Origin of the sequence: Candidatus Methylomirabilis limnetica, from assembly GCF_003044035.1 — a bacterium.
In the GTDB taxonomy this organism is placed as follows: Bacteria; Methylomirabilota; Methylomirabilia; order Methylomirabilales; family Methylomirabilaceae; genus Methylomirabilis; species Methylomirabilis limnetica.
This window is the reverse complement of record NZ_NVQC01000017.1, coordinates 97,796-112,439: the sequence shown is the minus strand read 5'-3', so window position 1 is coordinate 112,439 and position 14,644 is coordinate 97,796. Positions and strand designations below refer to the sequence as shown.

Below are 14,644 nucleotides of genomic sequence, written 5' to 3'. Positions count from 1 at the left end.
GTCACTTTCTCCAACGTTCCTCATCGTACTCGGCGTGCGTCAGCACGCACTCAATTGACACAGATTGAATAGTATAGTCCACGACAGCGATCAGCCGGTACTTGTTCCCACAGATATTAAACACCGTGTGCGCCTTGACCTGATCCGCTGACCCAAAGGTCTTCTTAAGATCTACGAAGTGCTTGAAGCTGTTGGACTCCACGGCCTGCGTCCAGCTCTTCAGAGAAGATCTGGCGTCGGGATGTTTCCGTACGAATAGCTGGAAGACATCCCGCCCGATGAGCTTCATTGAGTAATGATAGCAGAACGCTATTGTTTGTTAAAGGATTCGCTGGAATCAGGCTTCACCGCTCTGCCCAATGGTGCCTGACGCCGAGAAGGGCGCAGCAAGCAGCGCCCCTACGAGCTAGATGGCATAGTCATAAACCACGCCGTCACTTACACGACTTCCGAAAGACCCAAGATGCCGTTCAGCCATATGCCTACTACCCTGTGCGGCGGTCCAGGGTCCGGTACTGAATCGCCTCGGCTAGATGGTCGGTTTGGATCGTCTCGTGGCCTTCAAGATCGGCGATGGTGCGAGCCACCTTGAGGATTCGATCATGCGCCCGCGCGGACAGCCCCAAACGCTCTAGCGCGGTCTCCAGAAGCCGCTGCCCGTCCGGCCCGACTAGGCAGTGCCGCCGGAGCTGCTTGGCGCTCATCTGGGCGTTACAGAAGGTCTGAGTCCGCCTGAACCTCTCCTGCTGGATGGCCCTGGCCCCCTTTACCCGCGTCCGCACCACGTCGGAAGTCTCCCCCTGCGACTCGGTCGTGATCTCCCGATAGCGGAGCGGAGGGACCTCGATATGCATATCGATCCGATCCAGGAGGGGGCCAGAGATCCGGGAGCGGTAGCGCTGGATCTGGGACGGGGCGCAAGTACAGTCGTGCTTGGGGTCGGTGAAATAGCCGCAAGGACAGGGGTTCATCGCGGCGGCCAGCATGAAGCAAGCCGGGTAGGTGACAGAGGTTAGGGCGCGCGAGATGGTGACGATGCCATCCTCGATCGGCTGACGCAACACCTCTAGAGCAGACCGTTTGAACTCCGGCAGCTCGTCCAGAAAGAGGACCCCATGGTGAGCCAGGCTTACCTCTCCGGGTCGCGGAATCGTCCCGCCGCCGATCAAGCCGGCATCCGAGATGGTGTGGTGAGGCGCTCGAAAGGGCCGCGTCGCAATGAGCGCCGCGCGAGAAGGCACGAGGCCACAGATGGAATGGATCTTCGTCACCTCGATCGCTTCCTCCAACCCCAGGTCAGGCAGGATGGTGGCAAGTCGCTTAGCAAGCATCGTCTTGCCGGAGCCAGGTGGCCCGATGAAGAGGATGTTATGGCCGCCAGCAGCTGCTACCTCAAGTGCCCTTTTCGCGTGGGCCTGCCCTTTCACGTCGGCCAAATCGACCCCGTACAGGGCGTGCTGGGCGAAGACCTCCTGCAGGTCGATGCGCGTGGGCGAAATCTCCTGCGCGCCGTTCAGGAACTGCACCACCTGCGGAAGCGTCTCGACACCATAGACCTGAATCCCCTCCACAACGGCCGCTTCAGCGGCGTTTTCCGCCGGGAGGATCATCCCGGCAAGCCCCCTCTCTGCGGCCGAAACAGCCATCGGCAGGGCGCCTTTTACCCCACGGAGGCCGCCGTCCAGCGAGAGTTCGCCCAGGAGCAGATGGGTCTTGAGCCGGTCTGGCTTAACCAGGCCCATTGCCGCCAGGATACCGCAGGCCATGGGGAGGTCGAAGCAGGCCCCTTCCTTTTTTATGTCGGCCGGCGCCAGGTTCACGGTGATCCGTCTGGAGGGAAAGTCGAACCCGCAGTTCTTGATAGCCGCCTTCACCCGATCACGACTTTCCTTGACCGAGGTATCCGGCAGGCCAACGGTATTGAAGATGGGAAGCCCAAGGGCGATGTCGACCTCCACCTCTACCAGGTAGGCATCGACCCCTAGAACCGCGCTAGATAAGACCTTGGCCAGCATCGTGACTCCATCAAAAGAGGGCGATCCCCTCGCTGCTGAAGGCGTCCCGGATCAGGAGGACATTGGGCTGCCCCGCCTGGCCTCCTGCAAACATCACCGCCACAACGTCAAAGCGACAGGCGGCCTCATCAGCTAGCCCCTCCCGCTGCAAGTAAAGCCGTGCCACCCTGATGATCTGTCGCTGTTTTGCCAGCGTCACCGAGGCCTGCGGCGGACCGAATGCGCCTGACGTACGAGCCTTCACCTCTACGAAGACTACCACGCCACTCTCCTTAGCGATCAAGTCGATCTCGCCGAGCGGGGTCGAATAGTTCTCGTGGAGGATCCGAAACCCTTTGGTCTGCAGATATGCTTTCGCTACGCGCTCCCCTTCCGCTCCCAGACCCAACCGTCCTGCTTTCATCAACAGACCCCGCTACACATATTCCCGGACACCTCTAAAGCTCTTTCGGTGGATAGGGCTCGCCCCGAACCGCGCAATAGCCGACAGATGTTCCGGGGTCCCGTACCCTTTGTGTCGGCTGAAGCCGTACTGCGGGAGGGCCAGGTCATACGCTTGCATGATCCGATCCCGGCCAACCTTCGCCAGGATGGAAGCCGCAGAGATGGAGAAGCAGAGACGATCTCCTGAAGGGATCAGTCGATGGGGGCTGGAGCAGTTGGGGGATCGATCACCGTCGATCAGAACGAAATCAGGGGGTGGGTTCAAATCCTCTATGGCTCGCCGCATGGCGAGCATGGTCGCCTGGAGAATATTGATGGCATCGATGACCTCCTCCTGGATCACACCGAAGCCGATGGCCATCGCTTCAGCTCTGATCGCCAAGTCGAGCTGCTCCCGCCGATGTGCGCTGAGCGCCTTGGAGTCATCTACCCCATCGATCGCGCAAGTCGGTGGAAGGATCACAGCGGCAGCCACTACCGGCCCGGCCAGGGAACCTCGCCCAGCCTCATCAACGCCGGCAATGAGGTGATACCCCGCGGTACGGAGGCAGGTCTCCACCTCTTCAGGACGCAAAGCAGCGATCCTCTTTACGTCAGCTTGCGCTCCGAGATCCGAGCAGCCTTTCCCTTCAGCTTTCGCAGGTAGTAGAGTTTCGCCCGACGGACATGACCCCGTCTTGTGCACTCGATCTTGTCAATCATGGGGGAATGGATGGGGAAGATTCGCTCCACACCGACGCCGTAAGTGACCTTGCGCACAGTGAAGGTCTCACGAAGACCGTCGCCGCGCTTACGGATGACCACACCTTCGAATACCTGGAATCTTTCCTTGTCCCCTTCCCGAACCTTTACCTGTACCTTAATCGTGTCGCCGGGTGAGAAGTCTGGGATCTGCGCCTTCAGCGAGGGCGCTTCGACGCTCCTGATAACATCCATGATTCAGCCTCCAACATGCAAAAAGTATGAGGTGCGAAAGTACCTCGGCCCTCGAACATCGAATCGTTTAACTGGCTCCTTGCTCATCTTCAATCTCCCCCAGGAGATCAAGGTCTTCTTTACTCAGGAAAGCCTGCTGCAGGAGATCCGGACGACGAACCTTAGTGCGTCGCAAGGCCTCCTTTCGGCGCCAGCGCCTGATCCGCTCATGGTCACCAGACAGCAGCACGTCCGGAACCCCACGCCCCTGAATATTCTGTGGCCGCGTATAGTGGGGAAACTCCAGCAATGCGTCTACAAAAGAGTCGTACCGGGCCGAGTCTTCATCGCCCAGCACGCCAGGAATAAGCCGGATGACGGCATCCAGGAGTACGAGGGCCGGCAGCTCACCCCCAGTCAGAACGTAGTCCCCAATAGAGATCTCATCAGGCGACAGGAGGTCTCTCACCCGTTCGTCGAACCCCTCGTACCGGCCGCAAACGCACAGCAGGTGCTGGTACTCGCTAAGCTCCCGGGCAATCGCCTGTTTGAACGGTCGGCCCTGGGGGGTCAAGAGGATCAGGTGAGTCTCTTGCCCCTGACGGAGACTCGTGACCGCCTCGATGATCGGCTCCGGCTTAAGCACCATTCCAGCGCCACCCCCGTACGGCCGATCGTCCACGATGGCATGGCGATCATGGGCATAGTTCCGAAGATCGTGGACCGCGATCTGCACGATGCCCCGCTGCTGGGCTCGTTTGAGGATGCTTTCCGAGAGAGGTCCCTGAAAGAACCCAGGGAAGAGGGTGAGAATGTCATACCGCCTCAGCTTCGATCATCCCTTTCAGCAGGTGGACCACCATGATCTCCCCTGCAAGATCGATCCTTCTCACGACCTCTCGGGTCGCCGGCAGCAACCATTCCGAACCTTCACCGTGGACTACGTACACATCGTTGGCGCCCGTTTCCAGGATTTCGGCAATTCGCCCAAGCTCTTGTCCCTCTTCAGTGACGACCTTCAGGCCGATGAGATCGGCATGGTAATACGCCCCCTCCGGAAGCGTCGGGGCAGCCGACCGGGGAATGAGCAGCTCACGGTCAACCAGACGTTCGGCCTGCTCAATGGTCCCCACGCCCTGGAATTGCAGGATCCAGGCTTTGCCAGCCGGCCGAACCCGCTCCACGACGTACTCGGTAAGGTCGCCCCCGGGCCCCCTGAGGTACACGGTTGCCGATCCTGCTGCAATTGCTATCGAGTCAGCGGAGGGCTGCACTTTCACTTCTCCCTTGAGCCCCCAAGCCTTGGCAGTCCTGCCCAGTACAAGGTATGGCGATGGCATTCAACTATTCCAGAATCTCCAGGACGGCCCGACACTTCGAATGGCCACCCGTTCTACCAGTTCCTTGAGCGCCCTTGCTTTCTCCATGGCCTCATGACTCGGAACCGACGGATCGCCTTCCATCTTCCCTCTTTTCGGTACTGTGCCCCAACAACCCCAGGGTTATTGAGCCTTTCCTGCGGCTCTCAGTTCAGCGAATTGCCGCATGACGCCTGCTCGCCGCAAAAGTTGTCGGGCACTGTCGGTAGGCTCAGCACCCCGTTGCAACCAATGCAAAGCACGCTCCGCCACCACGGAAAGTGCGGGCGGCTCCCCATGGGGATCGTAGGTACCCAGGGACTCCAGCACCTTGCCGCCTCCCGCAGCCAGTGAGTCTCCCACAACCAAGCGATAGAAGGCGTGCTGCTTCGCCCCTATCCGCCGCAGCTTGATCTTCACAGCCATCTTTTATCTCCCCCTCATCCGTCCGGCGTTACACTCCCATCAGGGACCGAAGGCGATGTGCCATTTTTCCCCTCGCCCCGCCACCCCCAGGAATGAACTGTTTCATCAGTTTCCGGGCCTGGCTAAACTGTTTGAGCAGCCGATTCACGTCTGCCACAGATGTGCCGCTTCCGGCGGCGACCCGCCGGCGTCGGCTCCCATTAATAATCTCGGGAACCCCCCGCTCTTTCCGAGTCATCGAATTAATAATCGCCTCAGCTTGTTTGAAATCCCGTTCCGCTGAAACGGTGTCAGTCAAGCCCTTCTGCCGTGACAACCCCGGGATCATCTCCATCACCTGATCGAGGGGCCCAAGGTCCTTCAGTTGCTGGAGCTGCACGCGAAAATCCTCCAGCGTAAAGCCCTCGGAGCGAACCTTCTTCACAAGGTCCAGGGCCTGCTTCTGATCCACCCTCGCCTGCACCTTTTCCACGAGGGTGAGGATATCGCCCATCCCAAGGATCCGAGAAGCCAGTCGTTCAGGGTGGAAAGGCTCGAGAGCATCAGACTTCTCGCCTACACCGATGAACTTGATCGGCTTCCCAGTCACTGACCTGATCGAGAGGGCCGCTCCGCCTCGGGAATCTCCATCCAACTTGGTGAGGATGAAGCCCGTCAGGTCAAGATCCGCATTGAACCGAAGCGCGGAATTAACCGCATCCTGTCCGGTCATGGCGTCGGCGACCATCAGTCTCTCGGTCGGGGAGGTTGCCCCGGCAATCGCCACCAGCTCTTGCATCAGCGGCTCATCGATATGGAGTCGCCCGGAGGTGTCGAGAATTACCGGATTCTGTCCGCGTTCTTTTGCGAGCCTCCTCGCCTCCTGGCAGACTTGCAGCGCAGAACCTTCCCCAGCGTATACCGGAACCCCAAGGGCCCGCCCCAGCGTCTGGAGCTGCTCCCTGGCCGCCGGCCTGGTCGTATCGGCCGCCACCAGGAGCGGCGACCGTCCTTCAGACACGAACCACCGGGCCAACTTTGCCGACGTAGTCGTCTTACCTGCTCCGTGCAGGCCGACCAGCATGACGACCGTAGGCTGATCCGGCGCATAGACCAGCGGGGCGCGTGTCTTGCCCAGCACCTCTACCAGTTCTTCGTAGACAACCTTGACAACCTGCTGGCCAGGGGTCAGACTCTCTAATACATCACGACCCACTGCCCGTTCGCGGACGCGCTCGATGAACCCTTTAACGACCTTAAAATTGACATCCGCTTCGAGCAGAGCAAGCCGAACCTCACGAAGCGCCTCGGCGATGTTCTCCTCAGTGAGCCGCCCGTGGCCACGAAGCTTTTTCAGGACCAAGCTTAATCGTTCTGTGAGTCCTTCAAACACCTCCCATGCTCCCTCCGAAGTGCCTAAAAATAGCCTCCTCAGCGCTACTTGTCAAGGTCAAACTGCGCAGAGGCACAGGTGCTGTCAAGGCGAGCGTTGGAGGCGGATCACGGACGTGCCTGCCAGTATATCGTGCAGACCGCGTTTTTGCCGGGTAAACGCGATCATCAGAAAGCCGATGCCGAAAAGCAGCAGCGAGAGCATCCAAAACAGCGAGCGAAGCAATGCCCCGTCATAGGTCATCTCCTGGCCGTCAGCTCGAACAACCTTCAGGCGGAAGAGCATCTTCCCTGGGGTCTGCCCGCACGAGCCGACAAAGATGGTGAAATATACTACACCACTTAACATGACAATGGCAGTGCTTGAATATCCAGCCAACGCCATCACCTGGTCATTAATCTCACCGCCGAACTGGCCCCCGAGATAAATGGTTATCAGCGCTGCAAGGGCGAGAGCGATGGTGACGAGAAAGAGGCAGGCGAGATCGACGACCCAGGCCGCCAGTCGAATCCAGAATCCGGCCTTACGGACCTCAGGTCCCGCGATAATAAGCACACCGTCGATCGATGCGGCGGGATGGCAGTACTCAACGTTACTCACTGTCCCCCTATCTGTTTGCCGCTGTCAGCAGTATAATCTCGATTATAAATGAGCCTCTGGTCTTTCATTGAGGCATGTCAGTTTGAGCGCCGCAGGTTGTGCAAAATCAGGGACTCCTCAGAGCGTCTTAACGACAAGACAGCGCGCGCACCCAGCACAAAGATCGCCACGACTGCCAGCAACGTGATCAGCCAACGGCGCGCTTCCATCAAGGTATTCCTCCTTAACTCCAGTGTAAGGTGCGGTGGGCCTAACTGTAAAGCTATCCCGGCCAGTAAAACATCCGCGACTCGATTGTCTCCTCAAGCGAACGCTCGGAGATCTCCGGGGTCATGGCGTTTCAGTCCCCTCGTTGAGGAGTCGCAGGTACTGATCGTAGGCGAAGATGCGACTTCGTCTGCGGCCGGTTATCTCTCGCACTATGCCGATCCCCGCCAGGGCTTCGAGCCCGCGGATGATCGCTGGGGTGGACATCCCGGTCAGCTCCCTGAGCTTCGCAATCGAGGCGAGGGGCCGTTTGGACAGACTCGTGTGCACCTGCGCAGCAGCCGCCGCGCGCCGACCCAAGGAGTGAATGCGAGAAAGATCCGCCGCGAACATGCCGGTCACTCGCTGTGCCGTGTCGAGCGCCGACCGTGCCGTCACGTTCACGGCCTCGGCGAAGAAGTGGAGCCACCCAGCCCAGTCGTCTTCGAGCCTCACCGCGCTTAGGCGCTCGTAGTACTCCCGCCGGTGCTGCCGGAAGTAAAGGCTCAGATAGAGCATGGGCTCGCTCAGGAGGCCCCCGTGGACGAGGATGAGCGTGATCAGTATCCGTCCGACCCTGCCGTTGCCGTCGAGAAACGGGTGAATGGTCTCGAACTGAACGTGGGCCAGCGCGGCTTTCAGGAGCGGTGAGGTCCGCTCGTCGTGGAGAAAACGTTCGAGGGCGCCCATGAGCTCTTCGACGCGATCGGGAGGAGGCGGGACGAAGACCGCATTGCCTGGCCTCGTGCCACCGATCCAGTTCTGCGAGTGACGAAAGTGGCCCGGTTGCTTCTCCGCCCCCCTGCCGCGGCGCAACATAATCTCGTGCATCTCACGGAGCAGCCGGTTCGAGAGCGGGAAGTCCTCCCGCAAGCGGCGTACCCCGTGCTCGATGGCGGCGACGCAATTGGAGACTTCGCTGACATCGTCTATGGGGACGCCCGGAGCCTCGTCGATCTCCGCGAGTAGAAGGTCGGAGAGCGAGGACTGCGTGCCCTCGATCTGCGAGGACAGCACGGCTTCCTTGCGGACGAAGGAGTAGAGAAGCAGATTGCGGTCGGGCAGGAAACCGGAGACGCCATCAAGCCGTCCCAAGGCGACCAGAGCCTCGTCGAGCGCACGGCGGAGCGCCCCGTCGATCTCGATCGGCGGCGTCGGCGGAAGCGGCGCCGGCACGAAGGCACGTACGCGCTCGCCGCCGACCGTCGAGACGGTCACGTAGGTACCGGCGCGAGCCCGGCGAGAGACGTTCGTCGGCTTATTCACGGCAGCGATACTGAACCCCCCGCTTATTCACGGGACTAGAGTAAAACATTAATGACTGGAGATCAAGCCCTCTCTTCGCCGTCATCCCACCTCCCGCACGTCGATCGTACCCGTTACGGCGGCGGAGATGAGCACCGTGCGGAAAGCTGATGGGGAAGCCACAGTCCAGATGACGCGGTTGGTCAGTCTATCGCGCCTACAGAAACGTTCAAAGGTTGCAGCGATTCTCCCGCCTTTGCAAGGCGCTCATTCCTTACATACTTACGTCCAATACTATTTACTCTAGCCGTTCGTGGTGAGCCTGTCGAACCACAATTACCCTTCGATAAGGGTGAACGGTGGGAGAGCCTAAGTGAACAGCCTCGTGCTTACGTCAAATGTTTGGACGTCGAGGCTTCACATTCGCCCGGCCTCGCTCCGTGCGGCGGCCCATCGGTAGGGAACTTTGCCCTGCTAACGAGGCTGTAGAAAAACCTCGGGGAACGCGTCTTTAGAGGCCTCAACAACAGACCATAATTTTCCTTGCTGCCCAATGGTACCGAGCCTGCGGCTCTCTCTGAGCCGCGAGAGGCCACGCTCCTGCCGACGTTGGGCAAAAGACGTCAGATTTCGGACGATCGTCGCTCATATCGCGTCCTATTGCGAGCGCTCTTCACGAGGAGGTTTTTCTACAACCTCAACGTTTGAATTCACCGGCCTGCGCGGCTTTTCGCGCATGTCCGGTGGAATGATGGGTTGGGCGTCTTAGCGGGAGAGTGCATTCCTGGATACAGGGCGAGTTTGCTACCAACTGCGATACGGAACTTGTGACGCAACTACTGGAACAGTTTTCAGCGAGTGGCGTACCAGAAAGCTTCGCGTGGACCTGGATGATTGATCTGGATGCGGCGTAGGCCCCACGACCACCTCCTGAATATTCAGTGCCGTAGGATCGGCGCCGAGTCGAAGCCTGTAGTAAGGGGTCAACATTGAACTGCCCTCGCGAAAGTCGAATGCGTCAAATGTGCAGCTCAGCGGGCGAGATATCAGTCGCCACTCCCTCTCTTCGCGAAACGAGTAGTCCTTCAAGATTGGCGCGTACCGATGCAGGTATGCGTTGAGGTTACCACCGAGAGGTAGCATGACTTCCTCCTTTGTTTCTGCGCTCTCCCGAGCAACATTTTCCTCAATAACCTCCTGCACTAGAGCGCTGACGAGATCGCTCTGGGCCTTTGGGTCATATATGCAGGGGGCGAGATACCATCCTTCTTGGCCAGCGACTTCGGTAAGGAAATCACCCGAGAAACCGATCGAAAAACCAGATGAACCTCCACCGTACGCGCGCCACTGAGATAGGGAGTCCCGTTCCTCAGAAAACGAGCAAACACAAACGTTCATGCCTTCGATGCCATCCAGGCCATTCTCCATGTCTTGAAGAATCGAGCGGAGGTTAGGATCACCAAATGCCCGCATAGCCTTTATCTGGATCTGGTCACGAACCATGTCAACGGCGTGCAAGTATTCCCTTCGGTCGTTAAGGTACTGGGTATGGGTTGCCCATATCTCAGCACTCTGAACAATCCCCATGAATCCTCTCTGCTGGGTGTAGTGGTACAACGAATCACTAGGAGACTGAGAGAGCACGTCCTCCAGGATCTTTCTCTTCATATCACGCCACCATACATAGGTCTATGACGCCCAACGTCTGCGGTGAGATGCGCGTGCGAGCGGGCAACGCGATGCTCGCGGAGCGTCATTCTCGACCGCAATGCTAGAAGGAGCTACTTGCACTTGGTGAACAGATTACGAGTGACGATGGTGCCAGACTGAGCATAGAAACCCCCAGAGGCCGCTTGGGGGTTTGCACCAAATCCCCCACCTGCCACGGACAATGGCACGGCATCTCCCTGTTGATTCACGACCAAGTAGCCTCGTGCGCCACAAATTTCGCCGGCTTTCTCAAGGCAGTGGGCGTAATTCATAAAGGCCCCACTACAGTTGATGTTGTAACCCTTGGTTCCATCGGCTAGGAATACTCCGCTAGATGTGGCACATCCTTGGAGTAGGACTGCAGAAGCGATAGCAGTAAAGAACGGACGTGTCATCTCACTCTCCTTCTAACAGAGTATTCTGCCTCAAAAATAGTATCCCGCCGGCACGCCGCGCTGAGATGATATGCCTTAAAACGACTCAAAGGGGGGGGTGGCGCCGCTGAACCCGCAGCCGCAGTGGCCTGGGGGCACATCGCCATGCGCACGGTAGGCCGGGGCTCAGTTCGATTGTCCCGCGACGAGTCATGGGGTATGGGCGTATCTATGGAAGCACCACCTCCTGAAAAAACTCTTCGGCCTTTGCCGCATCCAGCCCTTTAAGCTTCCGGTACACCTCCATGACCTGGTCCCTGCGACCCATCTCGTCATAGGCCACGCCCAGGTTGTACCACGCGTTGGCATTCTCTGGGTTGAGCCGCAGGGCCTGCTGTAAGGCGTCCACGGCCTTGGCCGACTGGCCGAGCTTGCCATAGGCATAGCCCAGGTTGGACCACGCGTTGGCATGCTCGGGGTTCAGCCGCAGGGCCTGCTGGTGGGCGTCCACGGCCTTCGCCCACTGGCCGAGATCGCCATAGGCCACGCCCATGTTGTGCCACGCGTCGGCATCCTCTGGGGTGAGGCGAATGGCCTGCTGGTAGGCGTCCACGGCCTTGGCCGACTGGCCGAGCTTGCCATAGGCATAGCCCAGGTTGGACCACGCGTCGGCATACTCGGGGTTGAGGCGCACGGCCTGCTGGTAGGCGTCCACGGCCTTCGCCGGCTGGCCGAGCTTGCCATAGGCCCTGCCCAGGTTGTTCCACGCGTCGGCATACTCGGGGTTGAGGCGAATGGCCTGCTGGTGGGCGTCCACGGCCTTGGCCGACTGGCCGAGCTTGCCATAGGCCCAGCCCAGGGTGTACCACGCCACCGCGTTCTTAGGCTGGGCGTTGACCCACTGCCGGGCGTGCGCGCGTAGCCCCTCCCAATCCTTCCGGCTATCCAATGCCAGCGCCTTGGCCAGCCAGCCCACGGTGGAATCCTTGGCCGGCGTCTGGGCCGTGTGGCGTGCGTGAAGTTCCCTCAGCCACTCCACCGGGAGGGCGAAATTGAGGTTTTGGCCTTCGCTCACGTAGAAGGTGGTCAGCCCCACGAGTGCCGCGTTTTCATCGAACAGCCCACCCCCGCTCGACCCGGGAGAGATGGGAGCGGTCGTCTGGATGAACCGGCCGCCAGAAACCTCCCGGAGGCCCGAGACGATCCCCTCGCTTAAGGTGAGCTCCAGACCCTTTGGCGCTCCCACGGCATAGACGCGGCTCCCCACCTTGAGGGCTTTGGTGGCGCCGATCGCCACAGGCCGCGCCGTGAGACCTGCCGCGGTGATCTGGCAGAGATCGCGGTCTGCGTCGCTCAAGCGCACCTGAGCCGGATGCCGCACCTGGCCGTGGCGCACCTGAAGGCGTTGAGCATCCTTGGTCACATGGCAGTTGGTCGCTACCTCGCCTGGCGCAATGATCACTCCACTACCTTGCCCGATCTGTGTCCCTTTCGCGTCGTAGACCTCTACCACAACCACGCTGGCGGAGACCTCCTCGAAGACCTGGCTGGGTGTTTTGGCTATGGCGGGCGTGGATACCACAAGGGCCGCTGTCCCCAGCGCGGCGACGGCGCGCAGGACAGCGTACTGACGCAGTTTGACGATTAAAAGGAGGGAAAACGCAGTATGCAATATCGAACCAGCCAGATTCATACCGTCTCCCGACAGAGCACGACGTCCGTCCACATTGGACTCAGGCCATCTGGTTCCGTCTGGTCCGACCTGCGGAGCGGAGCGCCGACCATCTTGTGCGTGCATCTTCCTAGTAAATGGAGGTCCTGTCAAGAGGCGTAAATAGGGACAGCGATCATTTAAGCTTGCCACACAAAGAGGATGTGCCTAACAAATCGTTCCATAAGTATGCTGGATAACCCAGGGGCCCGCCGGAGTGACCGGCTAGAGGCCGCCACAGCGAGGGCCGGCCAGTCACGCACGTGGCTTTGCCGGGTCGCGGTATCGCCAGAAGTTAGCTTTGCGCCTTTAGGTAGCGATGCACGAATTCCTGGGGTCTTATCACCTCAATACCTCGATAGTGGTTCACCTTCAAGAGGTGCTTATCCCCACTGACCACAATTCTTGCTCTAGCCGCCAAGGCACAAGCAAAAAACTTGTCATCCGTCCTGTCTTCGCAAGCGGGATTTGGTAAATCCGGGGAAGAAAACAAGTCGGCCTCTACAGAGAGCAGATCTAGAATAGAACCCAGATGTACTCCTGGGTGCCTCGCAGCCAAGGTCTCCCCGACTCGTTGATATTCTTGAAGGATTTCCTCGGAGAGGGCGATCTGAATCCTACGATCTCGCCATGCCTTTAGGATTTGAAAGGGTGGACCTGAAAAGAACACGCCCGAGATGAGACATTCGTATCAAGGACGATCCTCACTTTGCCCCTCGGGCTTCTCTGATGGCCGCAACGACATCGGATCTCTTCATTCCGGCTTGACGGGCCTGTCTTCGAGCTTCTGACACGAGCTCGTCGAAATCTGCCAGCGTAGGAGCAGATATCGCCTTTAAGATTACGGTGTCCTCCTCCCCGATAACGACGAATTGCGAACCGGTTGTAAATCCGAGTCTTTTCCGGATGCCTTCGGGAATTACGACTTGACCCCTGGATGACATCTTCGTTGTTGCGACACCAGCCATTTTTCACCTCCCAATAGGATTATCTTACCAGTAAGATTCTGCAGATTTTCCATCCCACGGCAAGACAAAACCGGAGATTGGGAAAGCCAATCGGGATAGGGAGGAGCCTCACTGCTCCTCTCCTTCCACACCCCCGCACATACGGATCACGTATACGGCGGTTCGGCGGATTCAGTCAGGATGGTATGCTCACCCCGGCCGGAGCGTCTTCTCCTGGCACGCATACAGGCACTATTTATTGAGGTCCTTTCTTGGCCTTCCCCTCTGCAGCACGGGTACTACTCGTCCAGTTTCCTGCGCACCTCCCAGATGAACCCGTCTCTTCGTAGTGGCCGCCCTGTCATCGTGTGCCTTCGAATCGCTGTCGTTCCGAAAGACCGCCTGGTGATCATTCACTCGTTGCCTCACATGATACGGGTGGCCGGGTACAATAAGTTTGGGTAATCCGTAGCAGGCACGATCATGACCGTAAACACCACAACTCGTCACAATAATAGTGTCTGTCCCTATTTGTTTTCTATTTGTTTTAGGCTGGACGCGGTGTTGGGCGGCGCTAGCGGCGTGTAGCTCAGATGAACACGGCGGGTGACACCTGAAACCGCCTTGCCAAAAGACGAACCTGGCGAACATTCAATTCCCGCTTGCCATTCAGGATTTCGGACACGACGCCCTGAGAGCCGATGTCTGCCAAGTCCGATTGATTCAAACCATGCTCTTCCATAAAAAATTGAAGCATGTCAGCTCCAGCGCATCCAGGCATGGGATGATGTTTTTCCTCGTAAACGTGAATCAACGTGCCTAGCGTATCTAACAGGCCATACAGGGGATGGCGCTCGTTATCACCGATTTCATCCAACAACTCCTTTAGCCGCTTAATCGCCGAGTCATATTCGCGCTCATTGCGAATCGTTAGGATGGGGCGAATATTGGCCCAATGACTTTGGAGGTCTTTCGTGAGAGTGCTCATTGCTTCCAACTCCCTTTGTCATATTCTTGATGCGTGAGAACATGGCGAATGTATAGTTTACCCCGACTAAAGTGAATGACTGCGATCAGCCGATATTTGTTGCCACCGATGTTGAACACAATCCATTTGCCGACTTTGTCAACTGAGGGAAAAGTCGTCCGCAATTCACCAAAACCGCGAAAGGTGGTGTGCCGCACGATTTTGAACCAGCGCGTCAGCGCCAATTTACTATCCGGGTATTGCTCCCAAAACTGGCGCAAAGCCTTTCTCGAAATGATGCGCATAGTGTCATC

General features: G+C 58.6%; 17 protein-coding genes. All 17 read right to left on the bottom strand.

Going from position 1 to position 14,644, the window contains the following annotated elements; all coding sequences use genetic code 11:
* Position 1: 1 nt before the first annotated feature.
* Positions 2-289 carry a type II toxin-antitoxin system HigB family toxin gene (locus CLG94_RS05835; RefSeq protein ID WP_107561921.1) on the bottom strand — a complete coding sequence of 96 codons (288 nt, stop codon included), beginning with the start codon at positions 287-289 and terminating at the stop codon, positions 2-4.
* Between the two features lie 196 nt (positions 290-485).
* On the bottom strand, positions 486-2,015 hold the full coding sequence (locus CLG94_RS05830; protein ID WP_107561920.1) for a YifB family Mg chelatase-like AAA ATPase: 1,530 nt from the start codon (positions 2,013-2,015) through the stop codon (positions 486-488).
* A 10-nt stretch (positions 2,016-2,025) separates the two neighbouring features.
* Positions 2,026-2,418 (bottom strand): YraN family protein, encoded by a 393-nt coding sequence (locus CLG94_RS05825; RefSeq protein WP_107561919.1) that lies wholly within the window; start codon positions 2,416-2,418, stop codon positions 2,026-2,028.
* A gap of 12 nt (positions 2,419-2,430) precedes the next feature.
* On the bottom strand, positions 2,431-3,033 hold the full coding sequence (gene rnhB / locus CLG94_RS05820) for a ribonuclease HII (RefSeq protein WP_239993138.1): 603 nt from the start codon (positions 3,031-3,033) through the stop codon (positions 2,431-2,433).
* Between the two features lie 14 nt (positions 3,034-3,047).
* Positions 3,048-3,395, bottom strand: coding sequence for a 50S ribosomal protein L19 (gene rplS, locus CLG94_RS05815; RefSeq protein WP_107561918.1), 348 nt, complete (start codon positions 3,393-3,395; stop codon positions 3,048-3,050).
* A gap of 67 nt (positions 3,396-3,462) precedes the next feature.
* A complete protein-coding gene (gene trmD, locus CLG94_RS05810) occupies positions 3,463-4,203 on the bottom strand; it encodes a tRNA (guanosine(37)-N1)-methyltransferase TrmD (protein WP_107561917.1) in 741 nt (246 codons plus the stop codon).
* Complete coding sequence (gene rimM / locus CLG94_RS05805) at positions 4,190-4,714, bottom strand: ribosome maturation factor RimM (protein WP_107561916.1); 525 nt, start codon at positions 4,712-4,714, stop codon at positions 4,190-4,192. Before rimM ends, trmD begins: the two co-directional genes overlap by 14 nt.
* Positions 4,715-4,876: 162 nt before the next feature.
* Positions 4,877-5,158, bottom strand: coding sequence for a 30S ribosomal protein S16 (gene rpsP / locus CLG94_RS05800; RefSeq protein ID WP_107561915.1), 282 nt, complete (start codon positions 5,156-5,158; stop codon positions 4,877-4,879).
* 28 nt (positions 5,159-5,186) lie between these two features.
* A complete protein-coding gene (gene ffh, locus CLG94_RS05795) occupies positions 5,187-6,530 on the bottom strand; it encodes a signal recognition particle protein (RefSeq protein WP_107561914.1) in 1,344 nt (447 codons plus the stop codon).
* A gap of 84 nt (positions 6,531-6,614) precedes the next feature.
* Complete coding sequence (locus CLG94_RS05790) at positions 6,615-7,130, bottom strand: RDD family protein (protein WP_107561913.1); 516 nt, start codon at positions 7,128-7,130, stop codon at positions 6,615-6,617.
* Positions 7,131-7,460: 330 nt separating this feature from the next.
* On the bottom strand, positions 7,461-8,642 hold the full coding sequence (locus CLG94_RS05785; protein WP_107561912.1) for a Fic family protein: 1,182 nt from the start codon (positions 8,640-8,642) through the stop codon (positions 7,461-7,463).
* Positions 8,643-9,425: 783 nt separating this feature from the next.
* On the bottom strand, positions 9,426-10,289 hold the full coding sequence (locus CLG94_RS05780) for a DUF2971 domain-containing protein (protein WP_107561911.1): 864 nt from the start codon (positions 10,287-10,289) through the stop codon (positions 9,426-9,428).
* A 645-nt stretch (positions 10,290-10,934) separates the two neighbouring features.
* Positions 10,935-12,398, bottom strand: a complete 1,464-nt coding sequence (locus CLG94_RS05770; RefSeq protein ID WP_161954048.1) for a tetratricopeptide repeat protein — start codon at positions 12,396-12,398, stop codon at positions 10,935-10,937.
* A 313-nt stretch (positions 12,399-12,711) separates the two neighbouring features.
* The gene (locus CLG94_RS13985; protein ID WP_161954047.1) at positions 12,712-13,086 is read right to left on the bottom strand and encodes a putative toxin-antitoxin system toxin component, PIN family; all 375 of its coding nucleotides are present in this window, start codon (positions 13,084-13,086) and stop codon (positions 12,712-12,714) included.
* A 34-nt stretch (positions 13,087-13,120) separates the two neighbouring features.
* Positions 13,121-13,384 carry an AbrB/MazE/SpoVT family DNA-binding domain-containing protein gene (locus CLG94_RS05760; protein WP_107561907.1) on the bottom strand — a complete coding sequence of 88 codons (264 nt, stop codon included), beginning with the start codon at positions 13,382-13,384 and terminating at the stop codon, positions 13,121-13,123.
* Between the two features lie 568 nt (positions 13,385-13,952).
* Entirely contained in the window at positions 13,953-14,351 is a 399-nt protein-coding gene (locus CLG94_RS05755; RefSeq protein ID WP_107561906.1) for a helix-turn-helix domain-containing protein, read from the bottom strand.
* Positions 14,348-14,635 (bottom strand): type II toxin-antitoxin system HigB family toxin, encoded by a 288-nt coding sequence (locus CLG94_RS05750; protein WP_107561905.1) that lies wholly within the window; start codon positions 14,633-14,635, stop codon positions 14,348-14,350. Before CLG94_RS05750 ends, CLG94_RS05755 begins: the two co-directional genes overlap by 4 nt.
* Positions 14,636-14,644: the final 9 nt, after the last annotated feature.